The organism is Kitasatospora sp. NPDC057198 (assembly GCF_042670125.1).
In the GTDB taxonomy this organism is placed as follows: Bacteria; Actinomycetota; Actinomycetes; order Streptomycetales; family Streptomycetaceae; genus Kitasatospora.
In genome coordinates this window covers 1-22927 of the sequence record NZ_JBHUWH010000082.1, presented here as the reverse complement: position 1 = coordinate 22927, position 22927 = coordinate 1, and the positions used below count along the sequence as shown (strand labels likewise).

Genomic DNA, 22927 nt, shown 5'->3' with positions numbered 1-22927 from the left:
GCTCAGCGACGGGCCGCGGCTGGCCCCCGCGTACACCGTCGACGGCGCGCCGGTGCCGGACCTGCGCCGGCTCGAACTCCCGGGCTACCCGGGCGGGTTCGACGTGGCGGGCAACCGGGTGAACCGGCAGTTCCAGCTCGACGGGTTCGGCGAGAGCCTGCTGCTGCTGGCCGCCGCCGCCCGGCACGACCAGTTGGACGCCGACGGGCGGCGGGCCGCCCGGGTGGCCGTCGAGGCGATCGCCGCCCGGCACCGCGAACCCGACAGCGGCATCTGGGAGATCCACCCCGACCACTGGACCCACAGCCGCCTCACCTGCGCCGCCGGCCTGCGCGCCGCCGCCGACGCCCTGCACCGCCCCGACTGGCTGCCGCTGGCCGAGCGCCTCACCGCCGCCGCGCTCACCGACTCCCTGCACCCCACCGGGCGCTGGCAGCGCTCCCCGACCGACCCGGCGGTGGACGCCGCCCTGCTGCTCCCGGCCCTGCGCGGCGCCGTCCCGCCCCGGGCCCGCCCCAGCCGGGCCACTCTCGCGGCCGTCCTCGCCGACCTCGCCGACGACCACCACTGCTACCGCTTCCGGCACGCCCCCGGCCCGCTCGCCGAGGCCGAGGGCGCCTTCCTGCTCTGCGGCTTCCTGGTCTCGCTCTCCCACCTGGACCAGGGCCGGCTGCCCGAGGCGCTGCGCTGGTACGAGCGCAACCGGGCCGCCTGCGGGCCGTCCGGCCTCTACGCCGAGGAGTACGACATCGCCCAGCGCCAGCTGCGCGGCAACCTCCCGCAGGCGTTCGTCCACGCCCTGCTGCTGGAGACCGCGACCCGGCTGGCCCCGGCCATGTGACCGGGGCCGGCGCCGCCGGGCCGGGGCCGGCCGGGGCGGCGGCGGTGCTCAGCCGATCCGGCGGACGGCGGGCGGGCTCCACGTCCCGTCGAGGGCCTCCGGCCGGGGCGCGTACAGGCGCAGGGTGAGGCCGAGCGGGCCGTTCGGCGCGGGCAGCCAGTTGGAGCGCCGTTCGGGGCCGGGGTCGCGGTGCGAGATCAGGATGTCGAGCGAGCCGTCCGGGTGGTAGGCGAGCGGGTCGCGGTCGCCGAGGGCGAAGCGGTCGAGCTCGTTGGCGACCTGGAAGCCCTCGGCGTCGTACATCGTCACCGACCAGAACGCGCCGACCGGTGGCAGGCCGTCCGCAGGGAAGTGCAGCAGGTAGTCGTGTTCGCCGCTGACCCGGGCCCCGTCCGCGTCGACGGCCAGGACGGGGTAGAGCGCGTCCTCCGGGGGGTTGGCGCCCAGCCCGATCGCGGCGACGGCGGCCCGCTTGAAGTAGGCGTTGCCGTAGACGCCCATGGTCTCGGCGGTGACCCGCCAGCCGTTGACGGGGACGCCGATGACGGCGGGGGACGCCTTGACGGCCTGCTGGGCGGCCCGGATCCCCGCCTCCAGCTCGGCCAGCTCGGTGTCGGAGAACCGTCCGGCGTCGAACTCCTCCCCCGGGACGATGCCCAGGTGGGCGATCCGGGCCAGGACGGCGAAGTCGGTGGCGTGCGGCGCGTTGACGGCCAGCGCCCGGGCCGCCCGGGTGAAGAACTCGGCCGCGCCGAACCCGTTGACGGTGGCCAGCGGCGGGGTGGTCACGTCCGCCGCCGGGTCGGCCGGGTGCTCGACCGGTTCGAGGGCCCGCACCGTCAGGCCGTCCTGGATCCGCCGGACCTTCTCGTAGTCGGCCGGCCCGTTGGTCTGGATCCGCCCGATCACCCACGCGTACGGGGTCGGCGAGCGCAGCACCTTCGCCCCGGCCGGGAGTTCGCCCCGGTGGCCGGGGCCGACCACCAGGTAGTCCTGGTCGCCGGAGCCGGTGGTGCGCGGCCCGAGGGTGGCGAACACGTCGGTCCACATGTCCAGCAGCGGGACCATGAAGTACCGGTCGCCGGTGTCCGACACGTGCAGCGCCACCGGCCCGTTCGTCAGGTCCAGCCACGCGGACGAGTAGAGGGTGTCGAAGTTCGGCCGCACCACCGACCGGAACTCCGCCGACGGGAACTCCCGCAGGTGGTGGAACTCGTTGGGCGGCCCGAAGGCCGGTTTGATCCCGTTGGGCACGGACACCGCCTGCTGCCGGGTGACCTCCATGGTCACCAGCGGGTACAGATACGTGTACGCCTCGTGGGCAAGCGTCCGCAGATCGTCCGACATCATGCTCGTGCACTCCCTCGCGTCCGGACCGACCCCCCGAACGGACGCTCCCAGCCCCACCCGCCCCCCGCAAAACCCATCACCCGAACGGGTGACCCTCACCCGGTCCCCTCACCCGGCCTTCAGCCGGCCCCCGCCGATCACCGCCTCCAGGTACTCGTTCATCGCGTCCCGGTTGCGCACCAGGCAGTCGATCCGCTCGGTCATCCGATCCCGCTCCTCCGTCAGGGTGGCGATCATCCCGCCCCACCCCACCCCCTCACCCGGCCTCCGGCCGGTCCCCGCCGATCACCGCCTCCAAGTACTCGTTCATCGCGTCCCGGTTGCGCACCAGGCAGTCGATCCGCTCGGTCATCCGGTCCCGCTCCTCCGTCAGGGTGGCGATCATCTCCGGCGTCGCGTCCGAGAAGTGGATGGTCCGGGGCTTGTCGAGGCAGGGCAGGATCTGTTTGATGATCCTGGTGGGCAGCCCGGCGTCGAGCAGTCCGCGGATCTGCAGGACGCGGTCGGCCAGCCGCTCGTCGTACTCGCGGTAGCCGTTCGCGGCCCGGGTGGAGACGATCAGCTGCTGCTCCTCGTAGTAGCGCAGCAGCCGCCGCGAGGTGTGGGTGCGCTCCGACAGCTCCCCGATCCGCATCCGCCGCACTGTGGCCCACCTCACGTCGCCCCGCGTTGACCCTCACATAGGTGTGAGGGTTTCACGATAGCCGCCATGAGCACCCGTTCACCAGTCCACGCACCCTCAGACACCGTCCCCCACCAGCGAGTTGGCCGATCGGAGCTACCGCTGTCCGCACTGCTGGCGCTCGCGCTGGCGGTCTTCGTCACCAGCCTGACCGAGACGCTGCCCGCCGGCGTGCTGCCCGCGCTGGGCGCGGACCTCGGGGTGGGCGAGTCCGCGGCGGGCCAGACGGTGACGGTCTACGCGGTGGGCACCGCGCTGACCGCGATCCCGTTGACCGCGGCCACCGCGGCGTGGCGCCGCAAGCGGCTGCTGCTGGCCTCGATGGCCGCCTTCGCCCTCGCCAACACGGTCACCGCCGTCTCCTCCGCCTACCCGCTGACCCTGGCGGCGCGTTTCCTGGCCGGGGTGGCGGCCGGCCTGGCCTGGGCGCTGCTGGCGGGGTACGCCCGCCGGTTGACACCGGTCCACTTGCAGGGGCGGGCGATCGCGATCGTGATGACGGGCATCCCGGTGGCCCTGTCGCTGGGCGTCCCGGCGGGGACGTTCCTGGCCCGGACCACGGACTGGCGCACGGCGTTCCTGACGATGACCGCGCTGGCCCTGGTGGTGGTCGGCTGGGTGGCCGCGGCCGTCCCGGACCGGCCGGGGCAGCCGCCGGAGCGGCGCGAGCGGATCCTGGGGGCGCTGGCCGTCCCGGGCGTGCTGCCGGTGCTGACCGTGACGCTGGTGTTCGTGCTGGCGCACACCGTGCTGTACGCGTACGTGGCGAGCTACCTGGACCACCTGGGGATGGGCGGTTCGACCGATCTGGTGCTGCTGGTCTTCGGGGCGGCCTCGCTGGCGGGCATCTGGGCGACCGGCGCGCTGATCCACCGGCGGCTGCGGGCGCTGACCGTCGCCGGGGCCGCGCTGGTGGCCGTCGCGGCGGCGGTGCTGGGCCTGCTGTCGGACGCCCACGCCCCGGTGTACGTCGCGGCGGCGCTGTGGGGCCTGGGCTGGGGCGGCGTGCCGACGCTGCTGCAGACCGCGGTCGGCGACGCCGGCGGCGAACGGGCGGACGCGGCCCAGGCGATGCTGGTCACGCTGTGGAACGTGGCGATGGCGGGCGGCGGCGTGCTGGGCGGGGTGCTGCTGGACGCGGCGGGCGCCGGTTCGCTGCCCTGGAGCGTGCTCGTCCTGATGGTGCCGGTGCTGGCCGTGGTGGTCGGCGCCCGTGCGCACGGTTTCCCCGCCCGCCGTCCGTGAACCCCGATCCGTCCTGGAGGTCGCCGCATGCCCGCCCGTCCGCTCAAGCAGATCCACCTCGCCGTCCAGTTCCCCAGCGTCCAGCACACCGTGATCTGGTCGGACCCGGCCGCCGGGAGCCAGATCGCCTTCGAGTCCTTCGCCCGCCTGGCCCGGACCGCCGAGCGCGGGAGGTTCGACTTCCTCTTCCTGTCCGAGGGCCTGCGGCTGCGCGAGCACAAGGGCCGGGTGCACGACCTCGACGTGGTGGGCCGGCCGGAGTCGCTGACGGTGCTGAGCGCGCTGTCCGCCGTGACCTCCCGGCTGGGGCTGGCCGCCACGGTCAACTCGACCTTCAACGAGCCGTACGAGGTGGCCCGGCGGCTGGCCACCCTGGACCACCTGAGCGGGGGCCGGGCCGCCTGGAACGTGGTGACCAGCTGGGACGCGTTCACCGGCGAGAACTTCCGGCGCGGCGGCTTCCTGGCCGAGGCCGACCGCTACACCCGGGCCGCCGAGTTCCTGCACACCGTCCGCGAACTGTGGGACAGCTGGCGGCCGGGCGACTTCCGGGCGGACGCCGCCGCGGGCGAGTTCGTCCGGCCCGGGGCGGGGCGGTTCGCCCACCGGGGGCGGCACTTCGACATCGCCGGCCGGTTCAGCACCCCGCCCGGCCCGCAGGGGCACCCGGTGGTCTTCCAGGCGGGGGACTCCCCCGAGGGGCGCGAGTTCGCGGCCGCGGACGCCGACGTCGTCTTCAGCCGGCACGCCGACCTGGCGGGCGGCCGGGCCGCCTACCGGGACGTCAAGGCGCGGCTGGCCAGGTACGGCCGCTCCCCCGACGACCTGAAGATCATCCCGTCGGTGAGCTACGTGCTGGGCGACACCCCGGCCGAGGCCGCCGAGCGCGCCGCGGAGGTGGCCCGCGCCCAGGTCGGCCCGCAGACCGCGCTGATGCTGCTGGAGGCGGCCTGGGGCCGCGACCTGTCCGGCCACGACCCCGACGGCCCGCTGCCGGACGTCGACCCGGCGCCGGAGGGCGGCGTCACCCGGGGGCACACCCAGTACCGCGGCCGGGACCGCGCGGAGACCGTCCGGCACTGGCGGAAGGTCGCCGCGGAGCGCGGGCTGAGCGGCCGGGAGCTGGTCACCGAGCTCACCGCGCGCCCCACCTTCGTCGGCACGCCCCGCCAGGTCGCCGACGCCATGAACGAGTTCGTGCAGAGCGACGCCGCCGACGGCTTCGTCTTCTCCCCGCACACGGTGCCCGGCGGGCTGGACGAACTGGTCGACCGGGTGGTGCCGCTGCTCCAGGAGATGGGCGTCCACCGCGCCGACTACACCGGCTCCACCCTCCGCGACCACCTCGGGCTGCGGCCCGCCCGCCGACACTTCGAGGAGACCCCGTGACCGCCCACCTGCACCTGGCCGTCGCCCTGGACGGCACCGGCTGGCACCCCGCCGCCTGGCGGGAGCCGGACGCCCGGCCCGCCGGGATCCTCACCGCCCGGTACTGGGCCGACCTGGTCCTGGAGGCCGAACGCGGCCTGCTCGACTTCGTCACCCTCGAGGACGCCCTCGGCCTGCAGACCTCGGCCTTCCACCGGCCCGACGACCGCACCGACCACGTCCGGGGACGGCTGGACGCCGTCCTGCTGGCGGCCGCGCTCGCCCCGCTGACCTCGCGCATCGGACTCGTCCCGACCACCAACGTCACCCACACCGAGCCGTTCCACCTGGCCACCGGCATCGCCTCGCTCGACCACGCGAGCCTGGGCCGGGCGGGCTGGCGCCCGCAGATCACCTCCCGGGCCGCCGACGCCGCCCACTTCGGCCGCCGCACCACCCCGCAGCTGACCGACGCCGACGTGCTCGACCAGGAGCTGATCGCCGCCCGGCTGCGCGAACTCTTCGACGAGGCCCACGAGGTGGTCGAGGCCGTCCGGCGGCTCTGGGACAGCTGGGAGGACGGTGCGGAGATCCGCGACGCCGCCACCGGCCGGTACGTCGACCGCGACAAGCTGCACCCCGTCGACTTCGCGGGCACGCACTTCAGCGTCCGCGGGCCCTCCCTCACGCCCCGCCCGCCGCAGGGCCAGCCGGTGGTCGCCGCCCTCGCCCACGCGAGCACCCCGTACGAACTGGCCGCCGCCCGGGCCGACGTCGTCTTCCTCACCCCGCGCTCCCGCCCGGACGCGGTGGCCAGGCTCGGCGCGTTCGACCGGGCCCGGCAGCGCTTCGAGCGGCCCGCCGGGGAACCGATCAGGGCCTTCGCCGACCTGGTGGTCTTCCTGGACGACGAACCCGGCCGGGCCGCCGGGCGCAAGCGGCGCCTGGACGAGGTGGACGGCGCCGTCTTCGACTCGGACGCCCTGGTCTTCACCGGCACCCCCGCCGAACTCGCCGACCTGCTGCTGGACTGGCGCACCACCGGCCTGGACGGCTTCCGGCTCCGGCCGGGCGCCCTGCCGCACGACCTGACGGCGATCACCCGCGGCCTGGTGCCCGAGCTCCAGCGCCGCGGCGCCTTCCGCACCGCCTACCGGGCGGACACCCTGCGCGGGCTGCTCGGCCTCCCCCGCCCGGCCAACCGCTACGCCGCCGGCCACTGAAGCACCCTCCCACCAGCGGTGTTTGACGTCCCGTCAACTCTGCTCCACCATTCCACTAATCAACTAGTGAAAGGGTGCTGGCGAGGTGATCGAGTACCGTCTCGACCGCCGCAGCGGCGTTCCGACCTACCAGCAGATCGTGCAGCAGACCAGGCAGGCCCTCCGGCTCGGCCTCCTGCAGCCGGGAGACAGGCTCCCCACGGCACGCGAGGTCGTGGAGCGCACGGCGGTCAATCCGAACACCGTGCTGAAGGCGTACCGGGAACTGGAGCGCGAGGGCCTGGTGGAGCCCAGGCCGGGGCTGGGGACGTTCGTCCTCCGCTCGCTGGCCAGGCCGGGGGCCGCCGAGGACGGGCCGCTGCGCGCGGAACTGACCGCGTGGGTGGACCGGGCCCGGTCGGCGGGCCTCGAACGGGAGGACGTCGCCGCGCTGGTGGCGGCCGTGCTGGAGCGGTGCTTCGACGCCGCGCCCGGCCCGGCCGGGCACCGGGCACCGCAGGGGGAGAGGACAGGATGAGGGGAGAGGCTGCGCAGATGACGGACGACCACGACCGCTTCGCGCTGGAGGCAGTGGGGTTGGGCAAGAGGTTCGGCGGTCCCGGCCGGGGCGGCGGCACCTGGGCGCTGCGCGGCTGCGACTTCGCGGTGCCGGCCGGGGGGATCTGCGGCGTGGTCGGGCCGAACGGGGCGGGCAAGAGCACCCTGCTCGCGCTGGCCGCCCTGCTGTGCGCCCCGACCGAGGGCGAACTGCGGCTGTTCGGAACCTCGTTGACCCCCGGCGGCCTGCGGGGCGGCGGGCCCGCCGAGGCCGCGCTCCGGGCCCGGATCGGCTTCGCGGCGCAGGACAAACCGCTGTACCGGTCGTTCACGGTGGACGACACCCTGCGGATGGGCCGCGAGCTCAACCCGCGCTGGAGCCGGGCGCTGGCCGAACGGATCGTCCAGCTCGCCGAGTTGAAGCCGGACACGAAGGTCGGCTCGCTCTCCGGCGGTCAGCGCAGCCGGCTCGCGCTGGCGCTCGCCGTCGGGAAGCGGCCCGAACTGCTGCTCCTGGACGAGCCGTTGGCCGACCTGGACCCGCTCGTCCGGCACGACCTGATGGGCCTGGTGCTGTCCGAGGCCGCCGAACTCGGCACCACCGTGCTGTTCTCCACGCACGCGCTGGCCGAACTCGAGGAGGTGGTGGACCACGTCCTGCTGATCCGCTCCGGCCGGGCCCTGCTGGCGGGCGCGGTGGACGACCTGCTGGAGACCCACCGCGTGGTGTCCGGCCCGGCCGGCCTGGAACGACCGCCGGGCGAGGCCGTCGAGTGGCGCGTCACGGGCCGCCGGGCCTCGGGGCTGCTGCGCACCACCGACCGGGAACCGGCCGCCGACCCGCTGTGGGAGCAGGACCGTCCGCGGCTGAACGAACTCCTGCTCGCCCACCTCCGCAGCCCCGCCGGCACCGGATCCGGCACCCGGTCCGGCACCGGATCCGACACCTCCGGCGACGCCGACCGGCTGTCCCCCGTCACCAGCGAGGCCACCTCATGAGCACCGCACAGCTGCCCGGCGCGCAGGCCGGACCGGGCGGGGGCCCCGCCACCGCCCCGAGCACCACCCCCGCCGGGCCCGGCCTGCGTGCCCGGCTGCGGCCGACCGGCCTGGTCTGGCTGTCCTGGCGGCAGAGCCGGGCCACCGTCCGGGTGTTCGGCGGGCTGATGCTGCTCGCCGTCCTCGCCCTGGCGGTCGGGCAGGTGCTGATCCGGCGGACGATGGGCACCACCGACATGCTGGGGTGGCAGCTGGCCGACTACTACGGCCGCTACGCCACCAGGGCGGTCTTCGTCCTGCCGGTCCTGGTCGGCGTGTTCGTCGGCGCGCCGCTGCTGTCCCAGGAGCACGAGCACGGCACCATCCGGCTGGCCCGCGTCCAGTCGGTGCGCCCGACCCGCTGGCTGGCGGCCCGGCTGGCGCTGCCCGCGCTGCTGGTGCTGGTGTCGGTCGGCGCGCTGGCGGCGGTGTCCAGCTGGATCTGGTACGACCTCTACGCGGACGACCTCGCCCAGTTCTCGCCGTACCCGGGCCTGACCTACCCGGCGCTCTGCCTGGCCCCGGTCGCCTGGTCGCTGTACGCCCTGGCCCTCGGCGCGGCGATCGGCCACTTCCTGCGCCGCACCCTGCTGGCGGCGCCGGTCACCGGTGCCGCGGTGGTCCTGAGCCAGCTACTGGCGCGCGCGACGCGGGTGCACTTCGTGCCGCTCGCCGACACCGTCCGCCCGGTCTGGGGCCCCCGGAACTCGAACACCGACCTGGGCTGGGTCGTCCAACACGGCACCGTCCTGAACGACGGCAGCCGGATCACCGACGACGCCTGCCCGCGCCTCTGGCAGGAGTGCGCCGCGTCCGACCTCCGCTGGACCAGCTCCCACCCGGTGTCGCACCTGATCCCGATGCAGCTGGTCGAGGCCGCCCTGCTCGCCCTGGTCGCCGCGGCCGTGCTGTACCCGACCTTCCGCCGGGTGGCCCGCACCGCGCTCTGACCCCGCCCCCGACCCGGCCGGAACCGCCGGCCGGGGGCCCGGCGCTACCAGAGCCCGGTGGTCGCCCGCTGCAGGTCGTCGAACGGGACGCAGTCGTACATGGTGCCCGCCCTGGCGTTGGGGCGGCCGAACACCGCGCCGGTGAGCAGCCGGTCACCGGCCCGGTGCGGGCGGGGCATCATGCCCCAGTCCTCACCGGTGACCTCGCCGTGGACGGTGTAGCTGACGCCCCCGTCGCGGGCGATCAGGTGGGCGGCGGTCTCCAGGAGGAGCTCGGAGGGGACGCGGCCGATCAGCCGGATGCCCTCCAGGGTGACCTGCGGGCCGCTCAGCGCGTGCACCGCGACGCAGGTCAGGCCGATGGTGTCGACGAACCAGGCGTCGACGTCGTTCGCCCCCCAGCCGGGGCGGTCGGGGCGCCGGAAGCCGATCCGGATCTGGGCGAGGTCGGCGAACCGGCTGTTCCAGCTCTCGCCGGCCCGGTACCCCTGCTCCCGCATCGCGGCCACCGCTTCGGCCGTCCCGGCGCCGAACCTCAGCGGGCCGACCCGTTCCAGCGGTACGGCCTCCCACTGCACGCGGTCCGCTTCGGGGGTGACCGGCCAGTGGTCGATCAGGCACTGCCGCGCCTGGTCCTGCGCCGTCGCGCGTGCCCGGTCCTCCGCCGTCACGTCCGCCATGCCGCCCCCGTCCCTCCCGTTCCACCCGCCACTTCCAAGGTATCGCGCACCGGGGGCCTTGCCGCAAGGCCCGGTGGATGGCCCAGAATGTCCGGCTGGTCATGGGAAAGCGGCGAGAAGTCCACAAGCTGACGGAAAATCACTTGTCGGGCGATTTCGGAGGGTTGATGATCGACGTACTGGTGGTCGGCGGCGGGCCGACCGGGTTGATGCTGGCGTGCGAGTTGCGGCTGCACGGGGTGGAGGTGGTGGTCCTCGAGCGCCTGACGGCGCCGACCGGGGAGTCCCGGGGGCAGGGGTTGCACGCGCGCAGCGTGGAGGTGATGGACCAGCGCGGGCTGCTGGAGCGGTTCCGGGCGGTGAGCGAGGAGTTCCGGGTCGGCGGGCTGTTCGCGGGCGAGGCGCGCGCGTGGCCGGAGGGGATGGACACGGCGCACCCGTACGGGTTGGCGACGCCGCAGCCGGTGACGGAGCGGCTGCTGTGGGAGCGGGCCGAGGAGTTGGGCGCGGAGCTGCGGCGCGGCCGCGAGCTGGTGGGCCTGGCCCAGGACGAGGAGGGGGTGGAGGCCGAGCTGGCGGACGGTTCGCGGCTGCGGGCGCGCTGGCTGGTGGGGTGCGACGGCGGGCGCAGCACGGTGCGCCGGCTGGCGGGTGTGGCGTTCCCGGGCGAGCCGGCGACGGTGCAGACGCTGCTGGGGCAGATGGAGGCGGCGGAGGCTCCGGAGCGGATCGCCGAGGTGGTGGCCGAGGTCCGCAGGACCCAGTTGCGCTTCGGGCTGCACCACGAGGGCGGCGGGGTGTACCGGGCGATCGTTCCGGCGGAGGGGGTGTCGGAGGACCGCGCGGCGCCGACGCTGGAGGAGTTCCGGGCCCGGCTGCGCGCGGTGGCGGGCACGGACTTCGGGGTGCACTCGCCGCGCTGGCTGTCCCGGTTCGGGGACGCGACGCGCCAGGCGGAGCGGTACCGGGCGGGCCGGGTCCTGCTCGCGGGGGACGCCGCGCACGTCCATCCGCCGACGGGCGGCCAGGGCTTGAACCTGGGCGTGCAGGACGCGTTCAACCTGGGCTGGAAGCTGGCCGCCGAGGTGGCCGGCTGGGCCCCGCCGGGCCTGCTGGACAGCTACCACGCGGAGCGCCACCCGGTGGGCGCGGCGGTGATCGCGCACACCCGGGCGCAGATGACGCTGCTGGGCACGGCGCCGGGCGCGGTGGCGCTGCGCGGGGTGTTCGCCCGGCTGATGGACTTCCCGGACGTCAACCGGTACATCACCGGCGTGGTCTCGGGGGTGGACATCCGGTACGACTTCGGTCCGGGCCCGGAGCTGCTGGGCCGCCGCCTGCGGAGCGTCCGGCTGGTCGACGCCCCGGAGGGCGGGGGCCGGCTGTACGGGCGGATGCACGCGGGGCGGGGCCTGCTGCTGGACCGGTCGGGGCTGCTGTCGGCGGCCGGCCGGGAGGACCGGGTGGACGTGCTGGTGGACGGCTGCCCGGAGCTGGGGGCCGCGGCGGTGCTGCTGCGCCCGGACGGGCACGTGGCCTGGGTCGGCGCGGAGCCGGGGGCCCGGGAGGGGCTGCCGGAGGCGCTGGAGCGCTGGTTCGGCCCGGCCGGGTAGGCCGCCGGCCGGGTGGGGCCCGGCGGGGTGGGGTGCGGCGGGGTGGGGCGCGGTCGGGTAGAGCGTGGTCGGTTTTGTTCACCCGGGCGCCCCGGGGCGGGGTTTCTGTCCCTTTTGTTCATGTTTGGCCGATCCGACCTGGCACAGTGGGGTGGTCCTTCCGCCCACCGAGAAGATCGAGGTCCCGATGGCCGCGACCCCCACGGCCTCCCCCTCCCCGTCGCCCGCTCCGGTGCCCGTGAGCGCCCCGTCCGTGCTGGGGCGGGTGGGGGTCGGGCGCTCGGTGTGGGTGCTGCTGGCGGCGGCCGCGGTGTTCTACGTGGTGTCGCCGGTGCTGCAGGGCGCGGCGCTGCCCGCGGTGCGGGCCCGGTTCGGGCTGGGCCCGCAGCAGGTGGTGGGGATGAAGGTGGGCGGCGGCGCGCTGATGGTGCTGTCGCTGTTCGCGGCGGGCCGGGCGGGGGACGCCTGGGGGCGGCGCCGGGTGCTGGCCTGGTCGCTGGGGGTGCTGGCGGCGGGGCTGGCGGTGGAGACGGTGGCGTTCTCGGGCTGGTCGTACCTGCTGGGCCGGTCGGTGGTGATCGTCGGGGTGTCGGCCTCCTTCGCGGGGTGCCTGGCCTCGGTGGCGGCGCTGAACCCGCCGGGCCGGATGCCGCAGGCGCTGGGCGGCTGGCTGGCGGCGATGTCGGCGGCGTTCTTCGTCGCGGCGAACCTGATCCCGCGGGCCCCGTCGATGCCCGGCCTGCGGGTGAGCGCGGGCCTGGCGGCGCTGGTCGCGGTGGGCCTGCTGCTGCTGGCGCGGCGGCGGCTGCCGGAGGCGGGCGATCCGCCGGTGCCGCTGGACCGGCCGTTCCTGCTGGCGCTGGTGGTGGCGCTGGCCGCGGCGGTGACGGCGCTCCAGGTGGGCCCGGTGTGGGGGTGGGCGGATCCGCGGACGCTGGCGCTGCTGGCGCTGCTGCCGCTCGCGGCGGTGCCGGCCGGGCGGCGCCTGCGGCGGAGCTTCTTCACGGTGCCGCCGCGGATCACCTCGATGGCGCTGGCCACGGGCGTAGCGGTGGGCTTCACCCAGATCGCGCTGCTGCTGGCGCTGCCGGTGCTGGCGGCGGCGTCCGGCATCGGGGTGCCGCTGACGGCGCTGATGGTCTCGGCGTACGGGGCGGGCGGGGTGGCGGGCTGCCTGCTGGTGCGGGGCCGGCGGATCGCGCCGGTGACGGGCTGCACGCTGGGGCTGCCGCTGGCGCTGGTCGGACTGGCGCTGTGCCACGTGCTGCCGGCGCGCGCGGCCACCGGCGTGCCGCTGGGCATGCTGGCGGCGCTGCTGACGGGCGTGGGCGTGATGATGGCGCAGGTGCCGCAGATGGCGTGGTTCCTGTCGGCGCTGCCGCGCGGGCGGCTGGGGACGGCGGCGGCGTTCCACCCGGTGGCGGTGCTGCTGGGGACGGCGGCGGCGCAGGCGCTGCCGTACACCTCGGCGGTGAGCGCGGGGCCCAGCGGGCGGCAGGCGGAGAACCTGCTGTGGGTGGCGGCGGCGGTGGTCGCGGCGGGCGCGCTGATCGCGGGGCTGCCGGTGGTGGTGCTGGGGGTGGTGCTGGCGGCGGCCGGGGAGTGGCTGCTGGTGCGGGCGCTGGCGGGCCCGGAGCTGGCACAGCGGCCGCTGGCGCAGGGGGCGGCGCTGGCGGTGGGAGTGGTGACGGGGCTGGCGCTGTGGGGGCGGCGGCAGCGCAGCGAGCGGCTGGCGGCGAGCCGGGCCAGCGCGGCGGCCCTCCAGGAGGCGGTGCTGCATCCCGTCCCGGAGCGGCTGGGCGGCCTGCGGCTGGCCTCCCGGTACCAGCCGGCCACGGCGGGAACGGGCATCGGCGGGGACTTCCTGGAGGCGCTGCAGACCCCGCACGGGACGCGGGTGCTGATCGGGGACGTACGGGGCAAGGGGTTGCAGGCGGTGCAGACGGTGACGGACCTGCTGGGCTGCTTCCGCTCCCAGGCGCACGAGACGGCGGACCTGGGCGAGCTGGCGGCCCGGCTGGACCGGCACACGGCGCGCAGCGCGGCGGCGCGCGGCGACCAGGAGCTGTTCGCGACGGCGCTGCTGCTCCAGCACCGGGCGCCGGACGGCTACGTGGAGGTGGTGAACTGCGGGCACCTGGAGCCGCTGGCGCTGGACGCGGCGGGGGTGCGCGAGGTGTCGGCGCCGGCCCTGCTGCCGCTGGGTTTCGGCGGCCTGGGCGGGGACGTGCCGGAGCCCCGCCGGGTGCCGCTGCCCGCCGGGGAGGTGCTGCTGCTGCACACGGACGGGCTGACCGAGGCGCGCAACGCCTCCCGGGAGTTCTACCCGGCGGCGGAGCGGCTGTCGGCGGCGTTCGGCCCGGGTGCCCCGGGCGGCCCCGCCGGCCCTGTCGGCTCTGTCGGCTCCGTCGGCCCGTCGGAGGTGCTGGCGTTCCTGGAGCGGGACGTGCGCGACTGGAGCCACCACCTGACCGACGACATCGCGCTGGTGGCGCTGACCCCGGAGTGAGGGCCGCCGCCCGACCCGCCCGGGCGCCGCCGGAATCACCCCTTGGAGTTAATTGATCACCAAACGTGGCAGAACCGGGTAAGCGGGACGGCCCGCCCGACTCCTCTCCTGCGAACCGGCCGAGAACCGGCCGCGACCGCACCAGAAGGAGACCCGGTCCCATGACCGTCGTTCCGCTCGACCCCGCCTCGCCCGCCTCGCACGCCGTCGGCATCGACTTCGACCAGACCCTGGTCGCCCACCACGACGGCTGGCAGGACGGACGGATCTACGGCAAGCCCGTCCCGGGGGCGATCGAGTCGCTGCACGCGCTGAAGCGGGTCCGCTCGGTGTTCATCATGACCGCCCGCCCGCGCCGCTTCCACCCCGCCGTGGCGGGCTGGCTGCGCGAGCACTCCGGCCTGGAGACGCTGGTGGACGAGGACCCGGAGCGCGCCTACTGGCAGGGCGACTGCCTGCTGGTGACCAACAAGAAGCTCGGCGCCGCCGTCTACATCGACGACCGCGCCATCCGCTTCACCGGCGACTGGGACTCCGCCCTCTCCCAGGCCCGCCACGCCATCGGCCTCCCATCGGCCCCGGCCCACCACCGCTGCTGACCGCCCGCCCCCTCGCGCCCGCCGCCGCAGCCGGCCCCGCCGCGCCCGGCCCCGCCGGATCCGCCGCCCCCGCGGCGGGTCCGGCACACTGCTGAGCGACCGTCGATCGTCGACCGCCGACCGCCGACCGGGAGGAGCACCGTGAGCAGGAGCGAGGCCGTCGGGGCGGAGACCGGGGACGGTGACCCGCTGGCGCTGGCGCTGTTCGGGCTGACCGTGGTGAGCGGGCTGATCGACGCCGTCAGCTACCTCGGGCTCGGGCACGTCTTCGCCGCCAACATGACCGGCAACGTCGTGGTGATCGGCTTCGGCCTGGCCGGTGCGCCCGGCTTCTCCGTCCTCGGGTCGACCACCGCGCTGGCGGCGTTCCTGCTCGGCGCGGCCCTGGCCGGGCGGCTGACCGCCGGGCGGCTGCGGCCCGCGCTGGCCGCGGAGTGCGTGCTGCACCTCGCGGCGGCGGCCGTGGTGTTCGCCGCCGGCACCGGCGGGGCGGTCCAGTACGGGGTGATCGGGCTGCTGGCGCTGGCGATGGGTCTGCGCAACGCGACGGTGCGCAGCCTCGGCGTGCCGGACCTGACCACCACCGTGCTGACCATGACGCTCACCGGCCTGGCCGCCGAACCGGGTTCGCCCCGGCGGCGGCGCCGGGTGCTGGCCGCCCTGACCATGCTCGCCGGGGTCGTCCCGGGCTCGGTGCTGGTGCTGCACGGGCAGAGCGGCTGGGCGCTGGTCGCGGCGGGCGCGCTGACGGCCGCCACCGGGGTGCTCCTCCGGGGGCGGCCGTCCTGAGCGGACCGTGCCGGGCGGGTCTCAGCGCCGGTGCCGCCCGGCCCTGGTGAGGACCGCGCCCGCGAGGGCCAGCACGGCGGCGAGCAGGCCGACCAGCAGCAGCGGGCCGCCGGGGGTGCCGGTGTGCGGGAGGCGGCCGTGCGGCTCGGGCGCGGGGCTCGGCGCGGGCGGGGGCGCCGGGGTGGGCATCGGAGTCGGGGCGGGCGTCGGAGTCGGGGTCGGGGTGGGAGTGGGTGTCGGGGTGGGGGTCGGCGCGGGGTGGACCACGACGGTGACCAGGGCGCTGCCGCAGGCGGTGGGGGTGCGGGGGCTGCAGCGCAGGTAGCTGAAGGAGTCGGTGCCGGTGAAGCCGGGCAGCGGGGTGTAGGTGGCCTCGGGGCCGCGGAAGGTGACGGTGCCGCGGGTGGGCGGCAGCAGGACGCGGGGCGGTCCGGCGTCGCCGGTGTCGTCGGGGGTGACGTCCAGGGTGACGGGGGTGTTCTCCTGGGTCTCGGCCAGGTCGTCGCCGGGGTCGGGCACCACGGTGACGGTGACGGCGGCCTGCGCGGAGAGCGGTTCCTCGTCGGGGAAGGAGGGGGTGGAGACCTGGTAGAGCAGGGTGTCGACGCCCGTCCAGGTGCCGTCCGGGGTGTACTGCAGCAGTCCGTCGCGGAGCAGGACGGCCCGACCGTGCGCGGGCGGGACGGCGATGCCGGTGACGGTCCGGGGGCCGCCGACGCCGAGGTCGTTGGCCAGCAGGTCGACGGTGACGGGGACGGTCGCGGGGGTGGTGACGGCGACGCCGCCGGCCACCGGGGTGACGGTGATCCGCAGTTGGCCCTCGGCGCAGACGGTGGGCGCCTGCGGGCTGCACACCCGGTAGACGGCGGTGTCGGTGCCGGCGTAGCCGAGGCCGGGCAGGTACTCGAAGCGGGTGCCGTCCAGCAGCGCGGCGCCGTTGACGGGCGAGGTGGTGGTGCTGAGGACGAGTCCGCTGCCGGTGGTGAGCGCGGCGAGGTCGAGGGTGCCGGCCGTGCCGCTGACGGTGGCGAGCCGGCCGGGTGCGGCGAGCGGGCGGACGGTGGCGGTGACGGTGGCCTCCGCGCAGACCTGGCCGGAGCAGGCCCGGACGGTGAAGGTGTCGGTGCCGGTGAAGCCCGCGGCGGGGGTGTAGGTGAAGGCGCCGTCGGCGGCGACGGTGGCGGTGCCGTGGGCGGGGGCCGTGCCGGGGGTGAAGGCGAGCGTCCCGGCGGTGGCGGCGCCGGTGAGCCGTCCGCTGATCGGCCGGTCGACGTCCCCGTCCACCGCCAGGTCGTCGGCGTGCACCGCGAGCCCGGCCTCGACGGAGACCAGCACCGTCGCGGTGCCGCACAGTCGGGTGCCGTCGGTGGTGCAGCGGCGGTATTCGAAGCGGTCCTGTCCGGTACCGGCGGCGAGGTAGCGGACGCGCCCGTCGGGGAGCACGGTGGCGGTGCCGAGGGTGGGCGCGGTGGTGATCTCGGGCGGTCCGGCGGCGCCGGTGTCGTTGGCGGTGACGTCCAGGTCGACGGGGGTGCCGACGGTCGCGGTGGCGGCGTCGTCGGCCACGTCGGGGCTGATCAGCACGGTGACGGTGGCGCCGGCGCAGTGGCCGCCGGTGTCGCAGGCGCGGAAGGCGAAGGTGTCCAGGCCGGTGGTGCCGGGGTCGGTGGGGGTGTAGGTGAAGGTGCCGTCGGCGGCGACGGTGGCGGTGCCGCGGGTGGGCGGGTCGCCGAGGGCGAGGACGAGCGCGGTGGCGCCGGATGCCTGGGCCCGGCCGGTGACGGGGTGTCCGGCGGTGGTGGCGACGGTCTGCGGCTGGGCGGTCGGCGGGACGACGGGGTGGGGTTCGACGGTGATGGTGGCGTCGGCGGCGGAGCAGATCTGGGTGGCGTCGGGGCTGCACACCCGGTAGCGGAAGGTGTCGACGCCGAGGAAGTCGGGGTCGGGGGTGTAGGTGGCGGTGCCGCCGGGGCCGAGCGTGACGGTGCCGTGGGCGGGCGGGGCGGCGATGACCGGGTCGGTGGCGGCGCCGACGTCGTTGACGGTGAGCGGGACGGTGACGGCCTCGCCCTGGAAGGTGGTGGCGGAGACGTCCTGGGCGAGCGGGGCGACGGCGACGGTCGCGGTGGCGTCGGCGCACAGCGCGGGCTGCCCGTTGTCGCAGACCCGTCCGACGAAGGTGTCCTGGCCGGTCCGGTCGGGCTGCGGCTGGTAGCGGAACGTGCCGTCGGGGCGCAGCTCGACGGTGCCGCGGGCGGGGCCGCTGATCAGGGACCAGCGCAGTTCCTGGCCCTCGTCGGGGTCGGAGGCGGCCAGGGCGCCGCTGACCGGGGTGTCGACCAGGGTGTTCCAGCGCTGGTCGGCGGTGGTGGGGGGCCGGTTGGGGGGCGGGTCGGCCTGGACGGTGGTGGTGACGTTGGCGGCGGAACTGGTGCCGTCGCTGTCGGTGGTGGCGGTCTGCGGGGTGGAGGTGGTGGCGGAGACGGTGTCGGTGAAGCTGCCGCTCGCGGGCGCGGTGCCGGTGACGGTGCGGGTGAGCACGGCGCCGGCGGGGAGGGTGCCGATGCTCCAGCGGGCGGTGGTGCCGTCGAGCTGTCCGCCGTCGGAGAGCTGGACGCCGGTCAGGGCGGGCGGGACGGCGTCGGTCAGGACGGTGTCGGCGGCGGGGGCCGGTCCGAGGTTGCGGAGGGTGAGGGTGTACGTGACGGGGGCGCCGGCCGGGACGGTGGCGGGGCCGGTCTTGGTGGCGACCAGGTCGGCGGTGGTGGGGGCGCGGTCGGTGCAGCCGGCCGGGTGGGCGTTCGGGTCGACGGGGACGGTGGCACGGACGGTGTTGGCGAGGGAGCCGCTCGCGCTGTCGAAGACCTGCCCGGCGGGGGCGGCGGAGTCGACCTGGATCGGGGAGGAGGCTTCGTCGCCGACGAAGCTGCCCTGGGTGGAGGTGTGTCCGGTGAACCGGTAGCCGCCGAAGCCGGTGACGGTGCCGTCGTTGCTGAACTCGTCGGCGGCGAGCAGGCCGCCGACGTCCTGCCGGTAGCTGCCGCTGTTGCTGAAGCGGTGTCCGGCCATCAGCAGCAGGCCGGAGTTGGCGGCGGTGGAGCTGTTCTCCCAGTTGCCGGTGAGCGAGACGACGCACTGGTTGGTGAGCGGGGCGCCGCTGTTGGTGAGCAGTCCGGCGGCGCGCAGGGTGCCGGTGTTGGCGACGGCGCCGTTGGAGTCGAGGACGCCCTCGACGGTGAGGGTGCCGCCGTTGCGCAGCCGGCTGCCCTGGTTGAGAGTGAGGTTCTGCTGGGTGACGGTGCCGTCGTTCTCCAGGACGGCGCCGTTGCCGAGGTTGAGGATGCCGTTGCCCTGGAGGGTGGCGCCCTCGGCGTTGTCGAGGTAGCCGGAGCCGTTGACGTTGAAGGAGCCGTTCAGGGTGGTGGTGCCCTGGTTGAGCAGCAGGAAGGTCGGCCCGACGGACAGGTAGGAGAACAGGGCGCGGCCGTCGGGGGCGACGGCGACGGTGCCGTCGGGGGTGCCGGCCCAGCCCGGGGCGAAGCGGCCGCCGGATTCGACGCAGATCAGCGCGCCGGCCGGGAAGTTGCCGAGGCCGCCGGTGAAGTCCCCGGTGGCGGTGATCCGCACCACGCTTCCGGCGCTCAGGTTCAGGGTGTCGGTGCTGGGCCCGCTGATGACGGTGGCGCCGGGCGAGGCGCAGCCGCTCGGGTAGTCCTTGACGGGCTGGGCGGGCGCCGGTCCGGCTGCGGGCAGGCCGAGCAGGAGCGCGAGGGCGGCGGCGAGCGGGGCGCGGGGCGTGGGTTTCACCCGGGCCAGCGTAATGATCACTGTCCGTTTTCAGATGGTTTCCACCCTTTGACGGCGCGCCACCGGCCCGGACCTCACGCCACCGGCCTGCGCCACAGGACGGCCTCGCTGCCGGGCTGCCGCACCGAGAACCGCCCGGACGGCGAGGCTTCGCGCAGCAGGGCGCGCAACTCGCCCTCGAACAGCGGCAGTCGGTCGCCGAACAGGTGCGGCGCCGAGGAGGACAGGGACAGCACCCCGGCCACCACGTCGTCCGCGTCGCGCTCCAGCGTCCGGCCGCCGGGGACGACCAGCTTCTCGGGGCCGAGCAGCCCGGCCCGCGCGTAGACCAGCGACTCGCCGCCGGGGGTGCCGTCCGGCAGCAGGCCCCGGCCGGCCCGGCGGACCGGGCCGAGGTGGCGGCGGACCAGGGCGTCGATCCCGTCCTGCGGCACCGGCGGGTGCGGCAGCGGCCCGACCGGGCGGGGCTCGTCCTTCCAGTCGGACAGGTGCACCAGCGCGCCGCCGGGGCGCAGCATGCCGCGGACGGTCGCGGCGACCCGGTCGCGGTCCATCCAGTGGAAGGACTGGGCGAACGCGACGACGTCGAACGTGCCGAGCCCTAGCGGGAGTTGCTCGGCGCGGGCGTGCACCCAGCGGGTGCGCCCGGCCAGGCCGGCCCGGTCGGCGGCCCGAGCGGCCTCGGCGACCATGCCGGCGTCCGCGTCCAGGCCGACCGTCTCGGCGAAGCGGTCGGCGAGCTCCAGCCCGAGGGTGCCGGGCCCGCAGCCGACGTCCAGCAGGCGGCCGGTGCCGTCGAGCCGCAGCGCCCGGGCCAGCGCGTCGGCCAGGCCGGGCGCGTACGGGAGGCGGCCGCGGGCGTAGTGCGGGGCCGCTCCCGCGAACAGCGTGTCGTCCCACCGCCAGCCCTCGCCCATGCGCGCCTCCGCCCTCCGGTGGTCCGATCCGACCGATCTTGTCACGTCTCGTCCGGTGCGCCCACCGATTTTCCCCAACCGCCGCTCTGGTCATCCTTTCTGACGATCAGTGGGGTTTCGTGCGGGGCGCCGGAAACCGGCCATCGGCCGCCACGGGGAGTCATCGCCACTGCTGGAGCCGCCGCCCGCGGAACCGGATCCGGCCATGATTGCCGACACGTGGTCCAGACCATTGACGGTTCTCGGCGACGGACAGAGGATCGTCGGCATCGGAACGGACCTCCCCGAACCAGGTGGCCCGCCGCCTCCGGCATCCCCCCACGATCCGGCCAGAACAAGGAACACCATGCAGACCCGCACCGCCGCCGATGGCTTCCAGCACGGCGACCACGACGCCGCCCTCGGCGCCCCCGGCGCGCCCGGCCCGTCGGAACGCCCGGCGCAGGAGCACCTCCCCCACTGACCCCTCCCTCCGGCCCCGTCCTCCGGCTCCCTCCCGCAGCTCTCCCGTCCGGCCACCCCGGACGCTCCCGCCGCCCCGCCCCGCACCCGTCCGACCGGGCCGCCGACGCCCCGTCCGACGCGTGGCGCCGGGCCGCGCGGCGGTCCGACGCGGCGCCGCCCGCCCGACACCACCGGGCCGGCGGCCCGCGGCACGGCCCCCGACGACGGACGGGGCCGCCACCGCGACGGGGCGCCACCCACCGGCCCCGCGTTCCTCCCTCCTGATCCCCACCAGCAGAGGAGCACCCCCGTGCGCGTCCGCACCGCCGCCAAGGCCGCCTCCGCCCTCCCCACGCCGGCGAACTGGCCCTCGGCCTGTCCGGCTCCGCGTCCGCGGCCGACGGCCCGACCAACCTGACCGGCAAGCACTGCCCGTCCGCGTACAGCAACAACGCCAACGGCGGCACCTGGACCCAGACCCTGATCCGGAAGTGGACCTCCCCCAGTGCCCTGCTGATGTGCGACTACAGGGTCACCTTCCGCGCCAGCACCGGCCTCACCATGAACGAGGGCACCCGCACCTACGGCTGGTGACCCGGGCCGCCACGGTCCGCCACCGCCGAGCGGCCGCCACGGATTTCCGCACCTGGCGGTCGCCGTCCCCCCCATCCATCCAAAACCCGCAAGGAGTCCTCATGGGCGTCCGCACCGCCACCAAGGCCGTCTCCGCCCTCGCCCTCGCCGGCGCCCTGTCGTTCGGCCTGGGCGGCTCGGCCTTCGCCGTCACCAGCGGCCCGACCAACCTGACCGGCAAGGGCTGCCCGTCCATCTACACCAACAGCGCCGACGGCGGCACCTGGATCCAGAGCCTGACCAAGAAGTTCGTCGCCGCCAACGGCCTCCAGTACGGCGACTACAAGGTCTCCTTCCGCACCTCGGCCGGCACCCTCGTCAACGAGGGCACCCGGGAGTACCGCTGCTACTGACCGCCCCTCGGGCGACAGCGGCACGGTGACCGTCCGGCGGACCCGACCCCCCCGGCCGGACGGCGACAGAGCAGCACCAGCGGTACCGGAACAACGGGGCGACCCGCGCGGGCCCCGCCCCCACGCCACCACAACAACGGGGAGTTCTCATGCGCATCAGCACCGCGGCCAAGGCCGCCACCACCCTCGCCCTCGCCGGCGGACTGGCCCTCACCCTGGGCGGCGCCGCCTTCGCGCTCACCGGCCCGACCAACCTGACCGGCAAGGGCTGCCCCTCCGTCTACAACAACAGCGACGGCGGCGGCCTGTGGACCCAGACCCTGACCAAGAAGTTCATCGCCGGGAACGGCTCCCTGTACGGCACCTACAAGGTGGTCTTCCGCAGCCCGGCCGGCAACCTCTCGAACGAGGGCACCAAGGAGTACCGCTGCTACTGAGCCCCCCTGGGGTGACAGCGGCACGGTGACCGTCCGGCGGACCCGACCCCCCGGCCGGACGGCAACGAAGCAACACCAGCAGTGAAACGGCGCGGCCCGACCCGGGCCCCGCCACCACACCACCACCAGTACGGGGGAGTTCCCATGCGCATCCGCACCGCGGCCAAGGCCGCCACCACCCTCGCCCTCGCCGGCGGACTGGCCCTCACCCTGGGCGGCGCCGCCTTCGCGGCCACCGGCCCGACCAACCTGACCGGCAAGGGCTGCCCGTCCGTGTACAACAACAGCGCCAGCGGTGGCACCTACACCCAGACGCTCACCAAGCGGTTCGTCGCCGCCAACGGCATCGCGTACGGCGACTACAAGGTGGTCTTCCACAACTCGGCCGGCATCGTGTCGAGCGCGGGCACCAGGGAGTACCGCTGCTACTGACCGCCCCTCGGGCGACAGCGGCACGGTGACCGTCCGGCGGGGCCGACTCCCCCGCCGGACGGCGGCAGAACAGCACCAGCAGTAGCGAGACGGGGCGGCCCGCGCCGGGCCTCGCCCCCACACCACCACCACAACGGGGAGTTCTCATGCGCATCCGCACCGCGGCCAAGGCCGTCTCCGCCCTCGCCCTCGCCGGCGGACTGGCCCTCGGCCTGTCCGGCTCCGCCTTCGCGGTCACCGGCCTGACCAACCTGACCGGCAAGGGCTGCCCGTCCTCGTACACCAACAACTACAACGGCGGCTTCTTCACCCAGGTGCTGACGAAGCGCTTCGTCGCCGCCAACGGCCTCGCCTACGGCGACTACAGCGTGCTCTACCACGCCGCCAACGGCTCCGTGTCCAGCTACCCGAAGCAGGAGTACCGCTGCTACTGATCACCCCGGGTGACAGCGGTACGGTGCCCGGTCGGCGGACTCAACC

Annotated in this window: 21 protein-coding genes; 15 read left to right on the top strand and 6 right to left on the bottom strand. The window is 75.6% G+C overall.

All coding sequences use genetic code 11. The features are described from left to right. On the top strand, nucleotides 1–841 hold an 841-nt coding region (locus tag ACFUEL_RS12840), incomplete at its 5' end, for a glycoside hydrolase family 15 protein (RefSeq protein ID WP_380236173.1). A gap of 48 nt (nucleotides 842–889) precedes the next feature. Here ACFUEL_RS12840 and ACFUEL_RS12835 read toward each other — a convergent pair. The 3 genes from ACFUEL_RS12835 to ACFUEL_RS12825 form a co-directional block, all read right to left on the bottom strand. Next, nucleotides 890–2191: a DUF1254 domain-containing protein gene (locus ACFUEL_RS12835; RefSeq protein WP_380236172.1), complete on the bottom strand. Its 1302-nt coding sequence runs from the start codon at nucleotides 2189–2191 to the stop codon at nucleotides 890–892. 108 nt (nucleotides 2192–2299) lie between these two features. Next, a complete protein-coding gene (locus ACFUEL_RS12830; protein ID WP_380236171.1) occupies nucleotides 2300–2428 on the bottom strand; it encodes a hypothetical protein in 129 nt (42 codons plus the stop codon). Between the two features lie 19 nt (nucleotides 2429–2447). Beyond that, a complete protein-coding gene (locus ACFUEL_RS12825) occupies nucleotides 2448–2825 on the bottom strand; it encodes a MerR family transcriptional regulator (protein ID WP_380236170.1) in 378 nt (125 codons plus the stop codon). 75 nt (nucleotides 2826–2900) lie between these two features. Between ACFUEL_RS12825 and ACFUEL_RS12820 the strand changes: the two genes are divergently transcribed. The 6 genes from ACFUEL_RS12820 to ACFUEL_RS12795 all read left to right on the top strand — a co-directional run bounded on the left by ACFUEL_RS12820 (nucleotide 2901) and on the right by ACFUEL_RS12795 (nucleotide 9234). Then, on the top strand, nucleotides 2901–4118 hold the full coding sequence (locus ACFUEL_RS12820) for an MFS transporter (RefSeq protein ID WP_380236169.1): 1218 nt from the start codon (nucleotides 2901–2903) through the stop codon (nucleotides 4116–4118). 27 nt (nucleotides 4119–4145) lie between these two features. Beyond that, nucleotides 4146–5507 (top strand): NtaA/DmoA family FMN-dependent monooxygenase, encoded by a 1362-nt coding sequence (locus ACFUEL_RS12815; protein WP_380236168.1) that lies wholly within the window; start codon nucleotides 4146–4148, stop codon nucleotides 5505–5507. Next, nucleotides 5504–6709 carry an LLM class flavin-dependent oxidoreductase gene (locus tag ACFUEL_RS12810; protein ID WP_380236167.1) on the top strand — a complete coding sequence of 402 codons (1206 nt, stop codon included), beginning with the start codon at nucleotides 5504–5506 and terminating at the stop codon, nucleotides 6707–6709. The genes ACFUEL_RS12815 and ACFUEL_RS12810 overlap by 4 nt, the downstream gene beginning before the upstream one ends. 85 nt (nucleotides 6710–6794) lie before the next feature. Continuing rightward, nucleotides 6795–7226 (top strand): GntR family transcriptional regulator, encoded by a 432-nt coding sequence (locus ACFUEL_RS12805; RefSeq protein ID WP_380236166.1) that lies wholly within the window; start codon nucleotides 6795–6797, stop codon nucleotides 7224–7226. Between the two features lie 17 nt (nucleotides 7227–7243). Then, a complete protein-coding gene (locus tag ACFUEL_RS12800; RefSeq protein WP_380236165.1) occupies nucleotides 7244–8245 on the top strand; it encodes an ATP-binding cassette domain-containing protein in 1002 nt (333 codons plus the stop codon). Further along, complete coding sequence (locus tag ACFUEL_RS12795; RefSeq protein ID WP_380236164.1) at nucleotides 8242–9234, top strand: hypothetical protein; 993 nt, start codon at nucleotides 8242–8244, stop codon at nucleotides 9232–9234. Before ACFUEL_RS12800 ends, ACFUEL_RS12795 begins: the two co-directional genes overlap by 4 nt. A gap of 44 nt (nucleotides 9235–9278) precedes the next feature. Here the strand turns inward: ACFUEL_RS12795 and ACFUEL_RS12790 are convergent, their stop codons facing one another. Further along, nucleotides 9279–9914, bottom strand: coding sequence for a hypothetical protein (locus tag ACFUEL_RS12790; RefSeq protein WP_380236163.1), 636 nt, complete (start codon nucleotides 9912–9914; stop codon nucleotides 9279–9281). A gap of 167 nt (nucleotides 9915–10081) precedes the next feature. Between ACFUEL_RS12790 and ACFUEL_RS12785 the strand changes: the two genes are divergently transcribed. The 4 genes from ACFUEL_RS12785 (at nucleotide 10082) to ACFUEL_RS12770 (ending at nucleotide 15424) form a co-directional block, all read left to right on the top strand. Then, entirely contained in the window at nucleotides 10082–11527 is a 1446-nt protein-coding gene (locus ACFUEL_RS12785) for an FAD-dependent monooxygenase (protein WP_380236162.1), read from the top strand. 238 nt (nucleotides 11528–11765) lie between these two features. Then, complete coding sequence (locus tag ACFUEL_RS12780) at nucleotides 11766–14036, top strand: MFS transporter (RefSeq protein ID WP_380236161.1); 2271 nt, start codon at nucleotides 11766–11768, stop codon at nucleotides 14034–14036. A 161-nt stretch (nucleotides 14037–14197) separates the two neighbouring features. Continuing rightward, entirely contained in the window at nucleotides 14198–14635 is a 438-nt protein-coding gene (locus ACFUEL_RS12775) for a hypothetical protein (RefSeq protein WP_380236160.1), read from the top strand. 141 nt (nucleotides 14636–14776) lie between these two features. After that, the gene (locus ACFUEL_RS12770) at nucleotides 14777–15424 is read left to right on the top strand and encodes a YoaK family protein (RefSeq protein ID WP_380236159.1); all 648 of its coding nucleotides are present in this window, start codon (nucleotides 14777–14779) and stop codon (nucleotides 15422–15424) included. Nucleotides 15425–15445: 21 nt separating this feature from the next. Here ACFUEL_RS12770 and ACFUEL_RS12765 read toward each other — a convergent pair whose 3' ends face one another. Further along, nucleotides 15446–19231: an Ig-like domain-containing protein gene (locus tag ACFUEL_RS12765; RefSeq protein ID WP_380236158.1), complete on the bottom strand. Its 3786-nt coding sequence runs from the start codon at nucleotides 19229–19231 to the stop codon at nucleotides 15446–15448. A 74-nt stretch (nucleotides 19232–19305) separates the two neighbouring features. Then, the gene (locus tag ACFUEL_RS12760) at nucleotides 19306–20148 is read right to left on the bottom strand and encodes a class I SAM-dependent methyltransferase (RefSeq protein WP_380236157.1); all 843 of its coding nucleotides are present in this window, start codon (nucleotides 20146–20148) and stop codon (nucleotides 19306–19308) included. 1139 nt (nucleotides 20149–21287) lie between these two features. On the opposite strand from ACFUEL_RS12760, the gene ACFUEL_RS12755 reads away from it, so the two are divergent. The 4 genes from ACFUEL_RS12755 to ACFUEL_RS12740 all read left to right on the top strand — a co-directional run bounded on the left by ACFUEL_RS12755 (nucleotide 21288) and on the right by ACFUEL_RS12740 (nucleotide 22881). Beyond that, nucleotides 21288–21578, top strand: coding sequence for a hypothetical protein (locus ACFUEL_RS12755; RefSeq protein ID WP_380236156.1), 291 nt, complete (start codon nucleotides 21288–21290; stop codon nucleotides 21576–21578). A gap of 149 nt (nucleotides 21579–21727) precedes the next feature. Then, nucleotides 21728–22015 (top strand): hypothetical protein, encoded by a 288-nt coding sequence (locus ACFUEL_RS12750; RefSeq protein WP_380236155.1) that lies wholly within the window; start codon nucleotides 21728–21730, stop codon nucleotides 22013–22015. Nucleotides 22016–22159: 144 nt separating this feature from the next. Continuing rightward, nucleotides 22160–22447: a hypothetical protein gene (locus ACFUEL_RS12745; protein WP_380236154.1), complete on the top strand. Its 288-nt coding sequence runs from the start codon at nucleotides 22160–22162 to the stop codon at nucleotides 22445–22447. A gap of 146 nt (nucleotides 22448–22593) precedes the next feature. Further along, entirely contained in the window at nucleotides 22594–22881 is a 288-nt protein-coding gene (locus tag ACFUEL_RS12740) for a hypothetical protein (RefSeq protein ID WP_380236153.1), read from the top strand. Nucleotides 22882–22927 lie beyond the last annotated feature (46 nt).

What these genes read in the sequence shown, in the direction of transcription:
- ACFUEL_RS12835 (WP_380236172.1), bottom strand. Translation starts at nt 2,191, where the DNA reads ATGATGTCGGACGATCTGCGGACGCTTGCCCACGAGGCGTACACGTAT.
- ACFUEL_RS12830 (WP_380236171.1), bottom strand. Translation starts at nt 2,428, where the DNA reads ATGATCGCCACCCTGACGGAGGAGCGGGATCGGATGACCGAGCGGATC.
- ACFUEL_RS12825 (WP_380236170.1), bottom strand. Translation starts at nt 2,825, where the DNA reads ATGCGGATCGGGGAGCTGTCGGAGCGCACCCACACCTCGCGGCGGCTG.
- ACFUEL_RS12820 (WP_380236169.1), top strand. Translation starts at nt 2,901, where the DNA reads ATGAGCACCCGTTCACCAGTCCACGCACCCTCAGACACCGTCCCCCAC.
- ACFUEL_RS12815 (WP_380236168.1), top strand. Translation starts at nt 4,146, where the DNA reads ATGCCCGCCCGTCCGCTCAAGCAGATCCACCTCGCCGTCCAGTTCCCC.
- ACFUEL_RS12800 (WP_380236165.1), top strand. Translation starts at nt 7,244, where the DNA reads ATGACGGACGACCACGACCGCTTCGCGCTGGAGGCAGTGGGGTTGGGC.
- ACFUEL_RS12795 (WP_380236164.1), top strand. Translation starts at nt 8,242, where the DNA reads ATGAGCACCGCACAGCTGCCCGGCGCGCAGGCCGGACCGGGCGGGGGC.
- ACFUEL_RS12790 (WP_380236163.1), bottom strand. Translation starts at nt 9,914, where the DNA reads ATGGCGGACGTGACGGCGGAGGACCGGGCACGCGCGACGGCGCAGGAC.
- ACFUEL_RS12785 (WP_380236162.1), top strand. Translation starts at nt 10,082, where the DNA reads ATGATCGACGTACTGGTGGTCGGCGGCGGGCCGACCGGGTTGATGCTG.
- ACFUEL_RS12775 (WP_380236160.1), top strand. Translation starts at nt 14,198, where the DNA reads ATGACCGTCGTTCCGCTCGACCCCGCCTCGCCCGCCTCGCACGCCGTC.
- ACFUEL_RS12760 (WP_380236157.1), bottom strand. Translation starts at nt 20,148, where the DNA reads ATGGGCGAGGGCTGGCGGTGGGACGACACGCTGTTCGCGGGAGCGGCC.
- ACFUEL_RS12755 (WP_380236156.1), top strand. Translation starts at nt 21,288, where the DNA reads ATGGGCGTCCGCACCGCCACCAAGGCCGTCTCCGCCCTCGCCCTCGCC.
- ACFUEL_RS12750 (WP_380236155.1), top strand. Translation starts at nt 21,728, where the DNA reads ATGCGCATCAGCACCGCGGCCAAGGCCGCCACCACCCTCGCCCTCGCC.
- ACFUEL_RS12745 (WP_380236154.1), top strand. Translation starts at nt 22,160, where the DNA reads ATGCGCATCCGCACCGCGGCCAAGGCCGCCACCACCCTCGCCCTCGCC.
- ACFUEL_RS12740 (WP_380236153.1), top strand. Translation starts at nt 22,594, where the DNA reads ATGCGCATCCGCACCGCGGCCAAGGCCGTCTCCGCCCTCGCCCTCGCC.